This is a genomic window from Micromonospora inaquosa (assembly GCF_003857055.1).
Classification (GTDB): Bacteria; Actinomycetota; Actinomycetes; order Mycobacteriales; family Micromonosporaceae; genus Micromonospora; species Micromonospora inaquosa.
The window spans coordinates 1-14828 of sequence record NZ_QGSZ01000340.1 but is presented as its reverse complement, the minus strand read 5'-3'; the positions used below and the strand labels follow the sequence as shown (position 1 = coordinate 14828).

Sequence of the window (14828 nt, the reverse complement as noted above, 5' to 3'; positions counted from 1 at the left end):
GTGCGGGTCAGGGGAGGAGGTCGCCCAGGGCGGCGGCCTGGAGGTCGTCGCGGATTACCGCGGCGTCGCCCTCGATGACCAGGGTCAGGGCCTCCGGGTGCAGGTGGGTGGCTGCCGCAGCGGAGACCTGATCCACGTCGGCGGAGAGCAGGGACTCGCGCAACCGCGCGTGGTAGTCGTCCGGCAGGTCATGCACCACCAGGGTGGTGAGCGCGGAGGCGATCGCCCGAGGGCTCTGCAGCTCGACCGAGAGCTGCCCGGCCCGCCAGGAGCGGGCCACCTCCAGCTCGTCCTCGGTCACCCCACTGGTCTGGGTACGGGTGATCTCGCCCACCGCCTCGACCAGGGCCGGAGCGGTGACCGCCGTCTGCACTCCGGAGCTGACCGCGAACCGACCGAAGCGCCGCGACGCGGCGAAGTCACCCCGGATGCCGTAGGTGTAGCCGCGCACCTCGCGCAGCAGGTGGTTGAGCCGGGACGTGAACGCCCCGCCGAGCACCGTGCCGGCGAGCGTCATCGGCACGTGGTCGGGGTGCGCCCGGTGCGGCGACGGGTGGCCCAGCCGCAGCGTGGACTGCACCGCCCCGGGCCGGTCCACCAGGATGATTCGCCGACCGTTGTGCATCGGCACCTCGATGGGGCCGCCGCGCTCGGCGGGGCCACCACCGGTGCCGGCGAACGCGGCGGCGGCCAGGGCGTCCAGGTCGATCCGGTCCAGGTCACCGGCGACGATCAGGGTGCCGGGGCGCAGGAACCACTCGGAGTGGAAGACAGTGACGTCCTCCACGTCCAACCCGGCGACCGATTCCGGGTCGCCGTGCATCGGCCGTCCCCACCGGTTCTGCGCGCCGAACAGGTCGGCCCGCAGCGCGGCGTCGGCGCGGGGGCCGGGGTTGGCCCAGTCCATCCGGAGCGCGGTGGCCTCGTCGTCGCGGACCCGGCGTACGTCGGCGGGGTCGAGCCTGGGCGTCCGCACCGCCTCGGCGAGCAACTCCACGGCGGCACTCAGCCGGTCCACCGGGATCACCACGCTGGCCTGGAACGAGTCCCAGTCCAGACCGGTCGACAATGCGGTGCCGAGCCCTTCGACGGCGAGCGCGTACGCGGCGGCGTCTCGCTGCGCGGTCCCCTCCTCCAACGCCTTGGCCAGCACACCGGACAGGCCCTCCTTGCCGACCGGCTCCTGGCCCGCGCCCACGTCGAGCAGCAGCAGGGCCACGGCGAGGTTCTGCCCCGGCAGGTGCGCGGCGACTACCTGACCACCGGCCACGGCGCGGCGGACCACCGGCGGGAACCGGTACGGGCGGGCGGCACCCGGGCCGGGACGGTCGGCGATCAGCGTCATGAGGTCTCCTCGGGCAGGTAGGTCAAGGTCACCCGGTCGGTGGCGAGGACGTCGGCGGCAGCCTCGGCGATCTGCTCGGCGGTGACCGCGAGCAGGGCCGGCAACTGTTCGGCGATCCGGGCCGGGTCACCGAACTGCGTGGTGTAGCGGCCGAGCAGGTCGGCGCGGCCGTCGACGGTGGACAGCTGACGCCACCAGCCGGTGCTGAGCAGGGCCTTGGCCCGATCCAGCTCGGCGACGGTGACCGGCACGGTGGCCAGCTCGTCGACGACCTCGGCGAGCCCTTCGGCCAGCCGCTCGGCGCTCACTCCGGGACGGGCGGTGGCGGTGGCGATCAGTGGTGCCGGGCCGTGCGCGAGGTCCACCCCGTACGCCCCGACGAGGTCCGGCTGCGCGATCCGCTCGCCGTCGGCGAGGCGCTGGTAGAGCCGGCTGCCCCGGCCACTGCCGAGGACGGTGGCGAGCACGGTGATCACGTTGTACCCCGGGCTGCCGAACGGGTAGCTGCGGTGGGCGACGTACACCCGTGGTGCCGGCACGTCGGCGCTGACCGATTCGACGGCCGTCTGCCCGGTGGCGGGGACGCTGCGGCCGTCCGGTGCCGGCGGAATGTCGTCGCGGGCGGGCAGCGCGCCGAAGTACTTGTCGGCGAGCGCGAACACGTCGGTGGCGGTGGCGTCGCCGACCACCGTGAGCACCGCGTTGTTCGGCGCGTAGTAGGTCTGGTGGAACGCCTGGAAGGTGGCGAGGTCGGCGGCGTTCAGGTCGGCCATCGAGCCGATCGTGGCGTGGTGGTAGGGGTGCCCCGGCGGGTAGAGCAGCGGCAGCAACCGCAGCCAGGCGTCGCCGTACGGCACGTTCTCGTAGCGCTGCCGGCGCTCGTTCTTGACCACGTCCCGCTGGTTGTCCAGCGTCTCCTGGGTGAGGGCGGGGACCAGGCCGCCCATCCGGTCGGCCTCCAACCAGAGCGCCAGTTCCAGGTGCTCGGCCGGGACCGTCTCGAAGTAGTTGGTCCGGTCCGGGTTGGTGGTCGCGTTGAGCGAGCCGCCGGAGCCCTGGATCAGCTTCATGTGCTCGGTTTTCGCCACGTTCACCGAGCCTTCGAACATCAGGTGTTCGAAGAGGTGGGCGAATCCGGTCTGCCCGGCCGGCTCGTGCCGGGAGCCGACGTCGTACCAGAGGTTGACGGCCACGGCGGGCGCGGTGCGATCCTCACTCACCACCACGCGCAGGCCGTTGTCCAGTCGGGACGTCTGAATGGGCCAGGGGTAACCGCTGTCGGGCATGCCCCGACGCTATCCGATCTCGGGGGCGGAAAGGTGACGTGCGGTCGGTCGGCGAGCCGACCCGGGCGGCATCGGGGCCGCCACGCGGGGTACCGGAGAGAAATGACCGTCACCCCGCCTCCGTCCCGGGCCGCCACCGCCGTCGTACGCGCCAGCACCGCACTCGGCCGGCTGCGCCGCGGCCGGTTGCTGCATCCGGCCGGTCGCTCGTTCGTCGGCGAGACGGTGATCTGGGGTACGCCCGGACCACCCACCGGGGTCGCTCTGCTCGACGACCCCGGCCGGTACCGGACCACCGTCCGGCTTTCGAAGGGAACGCCCACGCCGGGCAGTTGGCCCGACGTTCTGGGCCTCGCGCTGCGCCTGCACCGCGACGGTGGCCGGCCGTTCGACCTGTTGGTCAGCTCCAGCGGGGCGGCCCCGGTGCTGCGGAACCTGCCGCTGCCCCGACGTCGCTTCACCGGCACGTACAGCACAATCATGTGCTACCGCGCGGGTCGGCGCCGCCTCTGGTTGGCCGCGTTGGCCGACCCTGAGTCGGTCGACCTTGGTCGCAGCCTGGCCACTGTGACCGCCGCGGCCCGGGCGGACACCCCGCGCCTGGTGCTCGCGGTCGCGTCGGCGGTGGGCCCGTGGCGGCTGGTCGGACAGGTCAGCTTCGGTGCCCAGCTCAGCGCGGAGGAGGACGCGGCGCTCGCTTTCGACCCGACGCGCAACCTGCCAGCCGGACTGCGGCTGGCAGGTCCGCTGGCCTGGCTGCGCGACCAGACCTACCGGGGGTCGCGCCGGGCACGCGGGGCGAGCGCTCAGTCCGGCGGTTCGACCGCGGCCACTGTCTGATCCGAGGTACGACGTTCCAGCACGGTGTCCGGGGCGGCGTTCTGGTCCGCCGCGCGGATGTCCGATTCGGTGAGGATGGCCTCGGCCTGCGCCTCCGGGTCGTCGCTGCCCACCGCCGTCTCCTCGGGCAGGAGGTGGTGCGCACGCGACTCCACCCGGTCCTGATCGTTCTGCTCGTCTGTCATGGCACCCCTGTTACCCCGACCGCCGCCCCGGCACGCGATGTTCGCTTCGCATCTTGGGACGACAGGCCGGGTCACCGCGCCCGGTCGGGTACGCTGGCCCGGTGACGCGTTCCTATCGATGGTTTAGGCAGCCGGCTCGCACGCCGGTGACTTCACCATGAATTGACGTCACCACGGACCGAGCCGGCTGGGCAGGAGCTATCGTTCCTGCCCTTTTGCGTACGAGCAGCCGGCTCGTCCCGGGCACCGGCCCCGGGCACTGTCGGCGGAAGGATGCCCACCGTGACGACCCCGGAGACCGATCGGGTCAGCGATCAGCGAATCGACCGTGTCGTGCCGCTGACCACGCCCGCCCTGCTGCACCACGAGTTGCCCCTGGACGCCCCACTCGCGTCGGCCGTGCTGACTGGCCGCCGCGCGGTCGGCCGTGTGCTGGACCGCGAGGACGACCGCCTGCTGGTGGTGGTCGGCCCCTGCTCGGTGCATGATCCGGCCGCCGCCCTCGACTACGCGCAGCGGCTGCGGACGGCGGCCGACCGGCTCGCCGACGACCTGCTGATCGTCATGCGGGTCTACTTCGAGAAGCCACGCTCCACGGTCGGCTGGAAGGGCCTGATCAACGACCCGGGGCTGGACGGCAGCGGGGACGTCAACACCGGTCTGCGGCTGGCTCGGGCGCTGCTGCTCGACGTGCTCCGCCTCGGCCTGCCGGTGGGTTGCGAGTTCCTCGACCCGATCACCCCGCAGTACATCGCGGACACGGTGGCCTGGGGCGCGATCGGTGCCCGCACCGTGGAGAGCCAGGTGCACCGCCAGTTGGCCTCCGGGCTGTCCATGCCGATCGGCATGAAGAACCGCCCGGACGGCAGCATCGGCACCGCGGTGGACGCGATCCGCGCCGCCGGGGTGCCGCACGTCTTCCCCGGCATCGACTTCTCCGGCACTCCAGCGATCATGCACACCCGGGGCAACACCGACGGGCACCTGGTGCTGCGCGGCGGGGGCGGCCGGCCCAACTACGACGCCGCGTCGGTCGCCGGGGCGCTCGACCTGCTCCGCGCGGCCAACCTGCCGGAGCGGCTGGTGATCGACGCCAGCCACGCCAACAGCGGCAAGGACCACCGCAACCAGCCGCTGGTCGCCGCGGACGTGGCCGCGCAACTGGCCGCCGGCCAGCGGGGGATCACCGGTGTGATGCTGGAGTCGTTCCTGCTGCCCGGCCGGCAGGAGCTCGACCCGACCCGGGAGCTGGAGTACGGCCGGTCGGTCACCGATGCCTGCCTCGGCTGGGACGACACCGCCGAGGTGCTCGACCACCTCGCCTCGGCCGTGCGGGCCCGGCGGGCCACCCTGCCGACGACGGTGTGACCGCCGACACCGCGACGCTCGGAACACGAGTGGGGGTCGGCTCGTTGACTGGGGTGTCGGTGTGTCCAGTGTCCCCGGGCCTCACCTAAATAGCCTTCGCGGAATACCGTCCGGCTGGAGCCGCGTAGTGCCACTCGCCGAGAGGCGACCTGCACACCGACACCAGCGCCGCCCCTGGCCCACAAGGCCGGGGGCGGCGCTGTCTGTGCTGCTCGAACCTCGCCGGGGCCGGAAGGGCCGGGCCGGCCCAGGCTGGACCGCCGGGCCGGGCCGCCGGGCTGGACCGCCGGGCTGGGCCGCCCGGCTCGGCTGGACCGCATCAGCCGCCCCTCCCCTCCGCCCCTATCCCCCTTTGCTCTGCACCCGCCTATGCGCCACGCACAGTCCGTGATCGGCGCACACGGTCCGTAACTGGCGCACGGGCGGGTGCAGAGCAAAGGCAGGTCGAACGGCCATCGGGCCGGAGGCGACGGTCAGCCCCGCTCGCGTGACGTTTGACCGATTCCGCCCGGGGTAGCTGATCGACGTGACCGACGATGCATCCGTGACCGGCGAGCCGGACACCCGGGCCCTCGACGACCTGCTCGACGACATCTACCGGGCGCAGGAGCGGGTCACCCAGGCGGAGATCTATCGCCAGGCGGTGGCCGCCGAACTCCCACCGGACCTGCTCGCCCGGATCGACGCGCTTCCCGAGGGCGAGTACGCGGTGGACGAGGCCAGCGACCTGCTGGGCGGTTCCATCGGCTGAGCGCCGGTGCCAGCCCCGTCGCGTGAGCAAACCGCAGAAGGGACACGACATGACGCACCACGAGGACCACGACGAGAAGGTGCCGGCGCTGGGTCAGCCGCCGAAGGGCAGGGACACCACGCCCGAGCCGGACTTCGCCAATGAGCATGACCGCACGGCGGTGGATCGGGACATCATCACCGGGGCCGACGAGGACGAACGGGAGCCGGAGTCGCCGCACGGTTGGTCCGGCATGCAGCGCTGAGACGTACGAGAAAAAGGGGGGCCGGCAGTCACCGGCCCCCCTTTTTGTGCAGTGCTCGTCAGTCGTCGTCGTGCCCGCCCTCGGCGGCCTGCTGCGCCGTCGCGTAAGCCATCTGGAGGAAGTCGGACGCGGCGACCGCCGTCAGCGCGGTGGCCACCAGTCGGGTGAGCCGGGGTGCGAGGACCAGGCCACCGGTCAGCCCGGTGGCCACCCAGACGGCCAGGCAGAACGGGCAGCTCAGCAATTCACCGATGGCGTGCCGGGTCGGGCTGCCCGAGTCGCGGACCTGCTCCATCACCTCGCCGCTGCCGATTGGGCGGTCGTAGCGGGTGAACGGCGCCCGCAGCGGGCTGGTCACCGCGTCCTTGGAGAGCAGCCGGCTCAGCTTGTGCGTGGCGATGGAGAGCAACACCACGTCGGACGTCGTGGGACGTTCCGGCACCGGCCGACCGGTCGCCTTGACCAGGCCGGCGAGCGCCCCGGTCACCCCGGCGTAGGCGCTCATCGCCACCAGGTAGCCGCCGAGCGGCCGGTGTTCGTGCGGCGCGTACGCCCGGCGCAGTCGGGACGCCTTCTGTCGCAGGCCAGTGTCGCTCACCCGATCTCCTCACTTTGTCGTGGTGGTGGCGGGAGCGGGGTCCCGCGTGGCCGGCTCAGCCGGCCTGGAGGTTGTCGGCTACCTCGCGTGCCAGGTTGGTGAGCGCCTCGTCGGCCAGTTGGTCGGGCCCCGGCCCGTCCGACCCGTCGGCCAGGTTGAGCTCGATCCGGGCGCCACCGGAATCCGCCGGCTCGACCCGGATCTCGGCGGACCAGTCGTCCGCGTGGCCGTCCCCCCAGCGGGCGCGCAGCTCCTCGCCGCTGATTTCCGCGGCGGGGCTGCTGTCGCCGCGCAGCGGCTCCGGCAGCCAGGCCGAGGCACGGTCGGGGTCGGTGGCCGTGCTGAAGACCACCTCGGGTGGCGCGGACATGCCGCGCACGGCGCGCGCCGGCATCAGGCGTCCCGCAGGCGGCTGGGATCGACCTCGCGACCCGGGTGGCGGGCCAGATATTCGGTCTCCAGCTCCGCCGTGCGCCGCAGGTGGTTGGCGAGTGCGGAGTCCGCCGCGTGCCGCAGGGTGTCCAGGCGGGTGCGGTGCAGACTGTGCATCTCGCGGATCAGGTCCTCGTCGGTCAGCTCCGTCGGGTCGATGCCGAGCAGATCGCCGTCGAGACCGGGAGCGCCGGCCGGGTCGGCGAGCTGATCGCCGTCCCACTCGGGCACCCGCTGCTCCGGGCTCATATCCGCGCCACCGCTGGACGCGAAGCCGTCTTCACGTACCGATCCGGTCATGATCGCCCCCCTTGGTCTCGTTTGGGCTGGCGTCTAGACGATTGCCCAGGCGTGGTGATGCCAAACCAAGCCGGTGGGGCGACAACTACGACACGGTGTCGGAGACTGGCAGCGCCCCCGGTACCCTCGATGCCATGAGGCGGCTCTGGACTCCGGCGTGGATCGCACGCCACGTGGCCATGGTCGTGCTGGTCGTGGGCTTCCTCGGGTTGGGCTGGTGGCAGATCAGCCGGGCCGCCGCCGGCAACAGCCTGAGCTGGGGGTACGCGGTCGAGTGGCCGATCTTCGCCGGCTTCGTGGTCTACGTCTGGTGGCGTGAGGTGAAGCTGGCCCTCCGCCGGGCGGCGGAGGCCGACGCGCCGCCTGCGGAGTCGGCCGTCGAGCCGGCGCCGACGGTCACCATCGGGTCCCGACCGGCGGTACGCCGCCCGGTGCGGGTGTCCCGGGTGCCAGTCACCGGTGAGGGCGGCGAGGACACCGACCTGGCCGCCTACAACCGCTACCTGTCATGGTTGAACGCCAATCCGGGCGCCCGGCCCGGTGACTATCCCGGCTGAGCCGGGCTCGGAAGGACGGACGAAGGTGGGCGCTGCCCTTACCCGGTACCGCGTGATCGCCTGGATCGTGGGCGTGGTGCTGATCCTGCTGGTCGTGATCGGCATGCCCCTGAAGTACGTGTTCGACAACCCGGTCGTGGTGGAGACCGTGGGGCCGGCGCACGGCTTCCTCTACATGATCTACCTGGTGGCCGCGTTCGACCTGAGCCGGCGAGCCGACTGGCCGCTGAAGCGGATGCTGCTGGTGATGCTGGCCGGCACCGTGCCGTTCGTCTCGTTCTACGCCGAGCGCCGGGTCAGCACCTGGCTGGCCGCGCCGCAGACGGAACGGGCTCCGGAGCCCGTGGCTCGCTGAGCGACCGGTTGGGCCGGCGCGCGATGCCGTGCCGGTCCCACCCGCCCCGGCTCAGCGGTTGGGCCGCCACGGGTCGGCTGAGGCGAGCGGATCGACCCAACCGCCGTAACGGTTGACCTCCCGGGCCCGTAGCAGCGATCGGGTGACCTGACCGAACTGCCGCTCGTCGTCGGCGCTGAACAGCAGCACCTCCGCTCCCTGGTACCACCCCCAGAGTTCGTGGGGCGGTGGCCGCCAGCGATCACCGACCAGGGCGAGTGCGGCCGGGAGCAGAAACACCGCGCCGAGGATCAGGTACGCCTCGGCGGTGAGGCGTTGCAGTCCGCCGGTGAAGCCGAGGAGCACCCCCACACCGCCGAGCATGCTGGCGGTGATGACGACGGCCCGAACGGCGATCCGGTCGTGCGGGCCTCGGGTGGTGCGCAGATGAGTCAGATCGGCGACCCGGTAGGTGTTCCGACCGACGGTGAACCTGTCGACGGTCACGATGATGCCGGGCCGCGCGTACAGCAGGGTCGACCGGGCGCCCGGCACCGTTCGCGGCGGTCGCGTCTTTGCGCCTTCACGATTCACGGTTCCTCCCGCAGGGGACGGTTGGCCGAGTGGACCGCCGGTGACAGTCATCGCTACCTGTCGACGGGATTCCCGGCCCCGGCCTTCATTGTGTTGCGGTACTGCCAGTCGACCTGGGCATTTACGGGCTCCCGACAGCTCCCCCCGAGCGGGTGACATCGCCAAGAAACAGCATCTATTTCAGCTTTTATCGGTTATGGCGACCAGGAATCCGGCGGCATACGCCGGGAACGACGAAAGTCGCATATCCGTCAGCAGCTCGCCAAAAGGGCGATGTTCGCTCGTTCGTGGGCGTCATCAGCCACGATGACGCCACCGAGCACAGGGGCACGACCGGCAACTCTCCCAACTTTCGCCCCTGCTTCAACTGCGAGCGACATCCGTCCCGGGTTAGGTTGGGCGAGCCGGTCCGGCCCAGTGCCGTCCGCCCGGATGGCCCCGGCCGGTGTCGTCGAGGGCGTCAGCAGCCCCGGCGACCGTGGGAGAGGGGCCTTTCGCTCTTGTCATCCCTGAGAAATCTGCTGCGCACCGTGGCGCTGGTCGGCATGTCGGCCGCGCTGATCGCCCCGACGGCGGTGGCCCAGGCCGAGCCGTCCCCCGCCGAGCTGACCAGCCGGATCGAGAGGTCCTCGGCCGAGTTGGAGCGGGTCGTCGAGTCGTACAACAAACTGCGTGAGGAGATCAAGACAAACGAGGCCGCCGTGGCCCGATTACAGACCCGCATCGGCCCGCTCGAGCAGCAGGTCGAGCAGAGCCGAGCCGATGTCGCCGAGCTGGCGTCCACCGCGTACAAGAGCGGCACCCTGCGCACCGCGGACGCCCTGCTGCGTCCCGGTGGCTCGGCAACGCTGCTGGACCGGCTTGGCACGATCGAGCAGTTGACCCGCCAACGGCAGGAGCGCATTTCCGGCTTCACCGCCAATCAGCAGCGGCTGCTCGACGAGAAGGCCAGCCTGGACGCCACGCTGACCCGACAGGCCGCGCAGGCTCGCCAGCTCGTCGCGGGTAAGAAGCAAATCGAGCAGGATCTGGCCAAGCTGTACGAGCTGCGCCGGCAGGCGTACGGGGCCGCCACTGAGCGACCCGAGCCCGGGGCGGCGAAGACCGAGGCCAAGAACGTGCCCGCCGTCGCCGGTGCTGCCGGCACTGTGGTGCGCTACGCGTTCGGCGCGATCGGCAAGCCGTACGTCTGGGCAGCCGACGGGCCGAACGGCTACGACTGTTCCGGGCTGACCTCGGCGGCCTGGCGGGCGGCCGGAAGGTCCCTGCCGCACAACACCCGGATGCAGTGGAGTGCTGTCGCCCACATCGGGCGAAGCGACCTGAGCCCCGGCGACCTGGTCTTCTACAGAGGGCTGGGGCACGTCGCCCTCTACGTGGGCGGCGGCCAGGTGATCGACGCGCCCAGCGCCGGTCGCAACGTGCTCAAGCGCGGTATGAACATGATGCCCATTCAGGGTTACGGCCGGGTTCGCTAACCACGCTCGTCATGACGGCGAACGGCCGGCGTCCCCCTATCGGACGCCGGCCGTTCGCCGTCATTACTACCAGGTCAGGCTGCCTGCAGCCCTTCGGCCCGGGCGAGCTCACGGAGCCGGCCGAGGGCCTGGATCTCCAACTGCCGGATCCGCTCGCGGGACAGCGAGAACCGGGACGCGACCTCGGTGAGTGAGTGCTCCCGGCCGTCCTCCAGCCCGTAACGGGCCCGCATGATGCCGGCGGACCGGTCGTCGAGGTGGTTGAGCAGCCCCTCGATGCGCTGCCGCTCCAGACCGCTGAGCACGATGTCCTCGGGCGACGGCGCGTCGCTGTCGGCGACCAGGTCGCCGAGGTTCGTGTCGCCGTCGTCACCCACCGGGGTGTCCAGCGAAACGGTGTCCTGCGACCAGCGGCGCAGCTCGTTCACCCGCTCGACGGTGACGCCGAGGGCGTTGGCGATCTGCTCCGGCTCCGGGTCGCTGCCCAGTTCACGGGTCAACTGCCGGGCCACGTTGCGCATCCGGTTGACGTCCTCCACCAGGTGCACGGGGAGACGGACGGTGCGCTCCTGCTGGGCGATCGCCCGGCTGATCGCCTGCCGAATCCACCAGGTGGCGTAGGTGGAGAACTTGTAGCCGCGCTCGTAGTCGAACTTCTCGACCGCCCGGACCAGGCCGGTGTTGCCCTCCTGGATCAGGTCCAGCATGGGCATCCCGGAGCGCACGTAGCGCCGGGCGATCGACACGACCAGCCGGAGGTTGGCGCGGATGAAGAGGTCCTTCGCCCGGTCCCCCTCGACGACCAGCCACTCCAGGTCGGCCCGGTCGACACCGGCGGGAACGGCTTCCTCACCGAGCAGGTGCTCGGCGTAGAGGCCGGCCTCGATCGCCTTGGAGAGATCGACCTCCTTGGCGGCGTCCAGCAGTGGCGTCCGGGAGATCTCGTGCAGGTAGACGCCGACCAGGTCGCGCTCCTCGGCAACCTCGTCGGTTCGCATGCCGATGTTCTTGTCCACGTTGCCCACGGTCCCCTCGCTCGCGCCGGTTGCCCGGTTCCTTGCCATTTCCCACGCCTGTCAGCCCCTGGTAACTTCTGCTGTGCCCATCGGTGCTGACACCTACACAACAGATGAGACGTGTCGGGGATTCCTCGCCGTGAGTCGAAAGTGTCACGAATGCCTGAGTAGTAGCTGAGAGCACGGTCCATGTTTGCTGTCAGCACCCCATCGGATGGCTCGCCATTGGGCACCACGTACGGGTTACCGCACCATGGCAACACCGCCCGCCGTGGGGGGACAGCGACCCGGGTCACCACCACGGTGCGATCCTGCTCACTGCCACATACGCACCGGTGGACCGGTCGGTTCATCCACGGGGGTGTGATTACCCCCCGGCCAGATGAACAATCCGAGGCCGTGTTCGCTTCCCGGGGCGGGCGGCGCTAGGAGGCGAGCAGGGCGAGGGCGCCGCGCACCTGGTCGGCCGAGCGGGCCAACGCGGCCCGGGCGGCGTCGATCCCGGCGCCCGAGACGAGGGAGACGAGCGCCGTCTTCAGGTCGCCGTCGGCCTGGGTGAGGGCCTGCCGGGAGAGTTCCTCCGAGCAGCCGGTGGCCTCGACCAGAATCGAGATCATTCGGCCGCGGAGTTTCGCGTTGGTGGCCACCATATCGATCATGAGGTTTGAGTAGACCCGCCCCAGCCGCACCATGACGGCGGTCGAGAACGTGTTGAGCACCAACTTCTGTGCGGTGCCCGCCTTCATCCGGGTCGACCCGGTGACCACCTCGGGTCCGGTGTCCACCCCGATGAACACGTCGACCGACCGGGCGGCCTCGGCCTCCGGATTGGCGCAGAGCAGCACCGTCGATGCGCCCTTGGCGCGGGCTGCGGTGAGCGCCCCGAGGACGTACGGCGTGCGTCCGCTGGCCGCCAGACCAACCACGAGATCCCCGGCACGTACACAACTGGCCGCTTCGACCGCGCCGCCCCGGTCATCGTCCTCGGCGTCCTCCACGGCCCGCCACATGGCGTCCGGGCCTCCCGCGAGGTGCGCGCAGAACCAGTGGCGGGGCGAGTTGAAGGTAGGGGCCAGCTCGGCCGCGTCGAGCACGCCCAGTCGGCCGGAGGTGCCGGCACCGAAGTAGTGCACCCGGTGGCCCCCGCGGAGCGCGTCGACCGCCAGGTCGACGGTGGTGGCGATCTCGTCGAGCACCGCGGCGACGGCCGCCGGCACCCGCCGGTCCGCCTCGTTGATCACGGTGAGCACGTCCCGGGTCGACATCAGGTCCAGGTCGACGCTGAGCGGGTTACGCCGTTCGGTGGGAGCACCCACTCGGACCGTCGGGCGGGCGGGCGGTGCGGGCATCTCCGCACCGGCCGTCATGCCCGCCTCCGGTTGGCACCCACCCGGTGCGACTGGACCGCCTCGGCGGTCGCCTCCAGGGCCTTGCGGGCCCGAGCCCGGTTGCGGGCGGCCACCCCGACGAAGAGGCAGTCGACAACTGTGAGCTGCGCCAGTCGGCTGGCCGTCGCGCCGGAACGGTAGGTGGTCTCCCGGGCTGCCGTGGTCAACACGAAGTCCGCCACGTCGGTGATCGGGGAGCGCGGGAAGTTGGTGAGCGCCACGGTCGCGGCACCGCGGGTACGGGCCTGCTCCAGCACCTCGATCACGTCGGAGGTGGTGCCGGTGTGCGAGATGCCGATCGCCACGTCTCCTCGACCCAGGAGCGCGGCCGAGGTCAACGCGGTGTGCACGTCCGGGAAGTAGAAGGCGATCCGGCCGATGCGGTGCAGCTTCTGCTGAAAGTCCGAGGCGACGAAACCGCTGGCGCCGGCACCGTAGATGTCGATCCGACCGGCGCCGCTGATCGCCTCGACCACCTGCTCGCAGACGGCGGGGTCGAGTTGCTCGGCAGTCTCCTCGACGGCGCGGGCGTCGTTGAACGCGATGGTGGCGATGATCTGGGCGAGGTCGGCACCGGGCGGAATGTCACCGCCGACCACTCGGGCGTCCGGTGGCTCGATCCGCCGGGCGGCCTCTGCGGCGAGGCGGATGCGCAGTTGGGGGTAACCGTCCATGCCGACCGATCGGCAGAACCGGATGACTGTCGCCTCCGACGTCTCGGCTGCGGTGGCGAGGTCGGTGATTGTCCGCCGGGCGGCAGCCGCCGGATCGGAGACGACCAGCCGGGCGACCCGCTGCTCGGCGGGCGACAGCGACGGCAACAACCCGCTGATGTGGACGATCAGCCCACCGGGCTCGTGACTCGCAGAAATCTTCGGACTCTTCGCCACGGGTGAAACTTACTTTCACCAAGCGTGAGCGTCAACTATGACTGTCCGGTAGGGAAAAGTGTCGGCAGCCGGGATCACCGGTCTCGGACAGCCTGCCACTCCCGCAGGGCCGCCGCCTCATCCGCCGGGTCGAGACCACCCTGCCGTACGTCGGCCGGCTGCGCCGCCATCCAGGATGCGGTCGCCCGAACGGTGTCAACCAACGGACGGACCGTCAGCCCGGCGTCCAGAGCCGGTCGGGCGTCGCGGTCCATCAGGCCGCCGGACTCCGGTAGTCGCACCCAGAGCGGCAGCGCCCGCTCCCCCGACCACTCGCGAACGTCGTGCGACACCAGGAACTCCTGATCGACCCAGGTCAGGACGGGCTCGGGTACGTCCAGCCCGGCGACCACACCGGCCAGCAGGTCCGCCCGTGTCACAGCCGGCCCGATGCCGTCGTACGTGCCGTTGAGGTCAGCGCCGGCGGCGTGCAGCAACCAACCAGCCAGGTCGGCGACGTCCACGAACTGCACCCGGTCGGTCGGCCTCCCGGGCGCGAGCACCTCTCCACCGGCCGACAGCCGCCGCACCCAGTACGGAAAGCGGTCGCTCGGATCCTCGGCGCCGACGATCAGCCCGGCTCGGCAGATAAACGAACGGTCCACCCCCATCCGCTCCCGGACGGCCTGCTCGATGCTCACCTTGCACTCGCCGTACCAGCGGTTATCCGGGCCGACCGGACCGTCCACGTCCGCCGGTGCGCCCGGCAGCACCGGCGCGTCCGCGGCGGTCTGGCCCGGGGTGGTGTTGTCCGCGTACACCGAGATCGTCGACACGAACGACCAGTGGTCCACGTGGTCGGCAAGGGCGGAGAGCGCGTGCCGCGCGTGGCTGACCTGGCGGGTCACGTCGACCACGGCGTCGAAGCCCTCGTCGGCGAGCGGGATGAGCGCCTCCGGATCATCGCGGTCGACCGGGACGAACCGCGCCCCGGGCGGCACCACGCCGGACACTCCCCGGGCCGCACAGGTCACCTCGTGACCCTGCTCGACGGCGAGCCGGGCCGTCGCCCGGCCGAGGAATCGGGTGCCACCCAGAATGAGGATCCGCATCCACAGATCCTGCGCCCCCAACACCCGAACGAACCAGCCACTCTGCCCACGGCAGACCGCGATCATGAAGTTGTTGTCACGCGGGTCGGCGTTTCACGGCAATAACTTCATGATCGACGAAGGGGTGGGAG

Annotated in this window: 18 protein-coding genes; 7 read left to right on the top strand and 11 right to left on the bottom strand. The window is 71.2% G+C overall.

Going from position 1 to position 14828, the window contains the following annotated elements; all coding sequences use genetic code 11:
* Positions 1-7: 7 nt before the first annotated feature.
* Together DLJ59_RS31250 and DLJ59_RS31245 are read right to left on the bottom strand one after the other, a co-directional pair.
* Positions 8-1345: a M16 family metallopeptidase gene (locus DLJ59_RS31250; protein WP_124777366.1), complete on the bottom strand. Its 1338-nt coding sequence runs from the start codon at positions 1343-1345 to the stop codon at positions 8-10.
* On the bottom strand, positions 1342-2631 hold the full coding sequence (locus DLJ59_RS31245) for a M16 family metallopeptidase (protein ID WP_124777363.1): 1290 nt from the start codon (positions 2629-2631) through the stop codon (positions 1342-1344). The genes DLJ59_RS31250 and DLJ59_RS31245 overlap by 4 nt, the downstream gene beginning before the upstream one ends.
* A gap of 102 nt (positions 2632-2733) precedes the next feature.
* Here DLJ59_RS31245 and DLJ59_RS31240 point away from each other — a divergent pair, with 102 nt between their 5' ends.
* The gene (locus tag DLJ59_RS31240) at positions 2734-3471 is read left to right on the top strand and encodes a phosphodiesterase (RefSeq protein WP_124777360.1); all 738 of its coding nucleotides are present in this window, start codon (positions 2734-2736) and stop codon (positions 3469-3471) included.
* Here the strand turns inward: DLJ59_RS31240 and DLJ59_RS31235 are convergent.
* Positions 3438-3656 carry a hypothetical protein gene (locus DLJ59_RS31235; protein WP_124777357.1) on the bottom strand — a complete coding sequence of 73 codons (219 nt, stop codon included), beginning with the start codon at positions 3654-3656 and terminating at the stop codon, positions 3438-3440. The two genes, DLJ59_RS31240 and DLJ59_RS31235, sit on opposite strands and share 34 nt — an antisense overlap.
* Positions 3657-3929: 273 nt before the next feature.
* Here DLJ59_RS31235 and DLJ59_RS31230 point away from each other — a divergent pair, with 273 nt between their 5' ends.
* From DLJ59_RS31230 to DLJ59_RS31220, 3 genes are all read left to right on the top strand, one after another.
* A complete protein-coding gene (locus tag DLJ59_RS31230) occupies positions 3930-5024 on the top strand; it encodes a 3-deoxy-7-phosphoheptulonate synthase (protein ID WP_124777353.1) in 1095 nt (364 codons plus the stop codon).
* 517 nt (positions 5025-5541) lie between these two features.
* On the top strand, positions 5542-5775 hold the full coding sequence (locus DLJ59_RS31225; protein WP_425271474.1) for a hypothetical protein: 234 nt from the start codon (positions 5542-5544) through the stop codon (positions 5773-5775).
* A 49-nt stretch (positions 5776-5824) separates the two neighbouring features.
* A complete protein-coding gene (locus tag DLJ59_RS31220; RefSeq protein WP_091405645.1) occupies positions 5825-6019 on the top strand; it encodes a hypothetical protein in 195 nt (64 codons plus the stop codon).
* Positions 6020-6077: 58 nt separating this feature from the next.
* Here DLJ59_RS31220 and DLJ59_RS31215 read toward each other — a convergent pair whose 3' ends face one another.
* The 3 genes from DLJ59_RS31215 to DLJ59_RS31205 are packed head-to-tail and all read right to left on the bottom strand — an operon-like array spanning position 6078 to position 7352.
* Positions 6078-6617: a DUF1360 domain-containing protein gene (locus DLJ59_RS31215; protein ID WP_124777347.1), complete on the bottom strand. Its 540-nt coding sequence runs from the start codon at positions 6615-6617 to the stop codon at positions 6078-6080.
* 55 nt (positions 6618-6672) lie between these two features.
* A complete protein-coding gene (locus tag DLJ59_RS31210) occupies positions 6673-7011 on the bottom strand; it encodes an SRPBCC family protein (protein WP_124777344.1) in 339 nt (112 codons plus the stop codon).
* Positions 7011-7352: a DUF6158 family protein gene (locus tag DLJ59_RS31205; protein ID WP_425271473.1), complete on the bottom strand. Its 342-nt coding sequence runs from the start codon at positions 7350-7352 to the stop codon at positions 7011-7013. The genes DLJ59_RS31210 and DLJ59_RS31205 overlap by 1 nt, the downstream gene beginning before the upstream one ends.
* 131 nt (positions 7353-7483) lie before the next feature.
* On the opposite strand from DLJ59_RS31205, the gene DLJ59_RS31200 reads away from it, so the two are divergent.
* Together DLJ59_RS31200 and DLJ59_RS31195 are read left to right on the top strand one after the other, a co-directional pair.
* The gene (locus DLJ59_RS31200; protein ID WP_208648898.1) at positions 7484-7906 is read left to right on the top strand and encodes a hypothetical protein; all 423 of its coding nucleotides are present in this window, start codon (positions 7484-7486) and stop codon (positions 7904-7906) included.
* 25 nt (positions 7907-7931) lie between these two features.
* Positions 7932-8261 (top strand): DUF3817 domain-containing protein, encoded by a 330-nt coding sequence (locus DLJ59_RS31195; protein WP_124777336.1) that lies wholly within the window; start codon positions 7932-7934, stop codon positions 8259-8261.
* A 51-nt stretch (positions 8262-8312) separates the two neighbouring features.
* On the opposite strand, the gene DLJ59_RS31190 is transcribed toward DLJ59_RS31195, so the two are convergent.
* Entirely contained in the window at positions 8313-8834 is a 522-nt protein-coding gene (locus tag DLJ59_RS31190) for a DUF6232 family protein (RefSeq protein WP_124777332.1), read from the bottom strand.
* Between the two features lie 500 nt (positions 8835-9334).
* Between DLJ59_RS31190 and DLJ59_RS31185 the strand changes: the two genes are divergently transcribed.
* Positions 9335-10312 carry a C40 family peptidase gene (locus DLJ59_RS31185; RefSeq protein ID WP_124777329.1) on the top strand — a complete coding sequence of 326 codons (978 nt, stop codon included), beginning with the start codon at positions 9335-9337 and terminating at the stop codon, positions 10310-10312.
* A 74-nt stretch (positions 10313-10386) separates the two neighbouring features.
* On the opposite strand, the gene DLJ59_RS31180 is transcribed toward DLJ59_RS31185, so the two are convergent.
* From DLJ59_RS31180 to DLJ59_RS31165, 4 genes are all read right to left on the bottom strand, one after another.
* Complete coding sequence (locus DLJ59_RS31180) at positions 10387-11376, bottom strand: sigma-70 family RNA polymerase sigma factor (protein ID WP_208648897.1); 990 nt, start codon at positions 11374-11376, stop codon at positions 10387-10389.
* Between the two features lie 377 nt (positions 11377-11753).
* On the bottom strand, positions 11754-12695 hold the full coding sequence (murQ, locus tag DLJ59_RS31175; RefSeq protein ID WP_124777323.1) for an N-acetylmuramic acid 6-phosphate etherase: 942 nt from the start codon (positions 12693-12695) through the stop codon (positions 11754-11756).
* Positions 12692-13606: a MurR/RpiR family transcriptional regulator gene (locus DLJ59_RS31170; protein ID WP_030488123.1), complete on the bottom strand. Its 915-nt coding sequence runs from the start codon at positions 13604-13606 to the stop codon at positions 12692-12694. Before DLJ59_RS31170 ends, murQ begins: the two co-directional genes overlap by 4 nt.
* A 74-nt stretch (positions 13607-13680) precedes the next feature.
* Complete coding sequence (locus tag DLJ59_RS31165) at positions 13681-14697, bottom strand: NAD-dependent epimerase/dehydratase family protein (protein WP_124777319.1); 1017 nt, start codon at positions 14695-14697, stop codon at positions 13681-13683.
* Positions 14698-14828 lie beyond the last annotated feature (131 nt).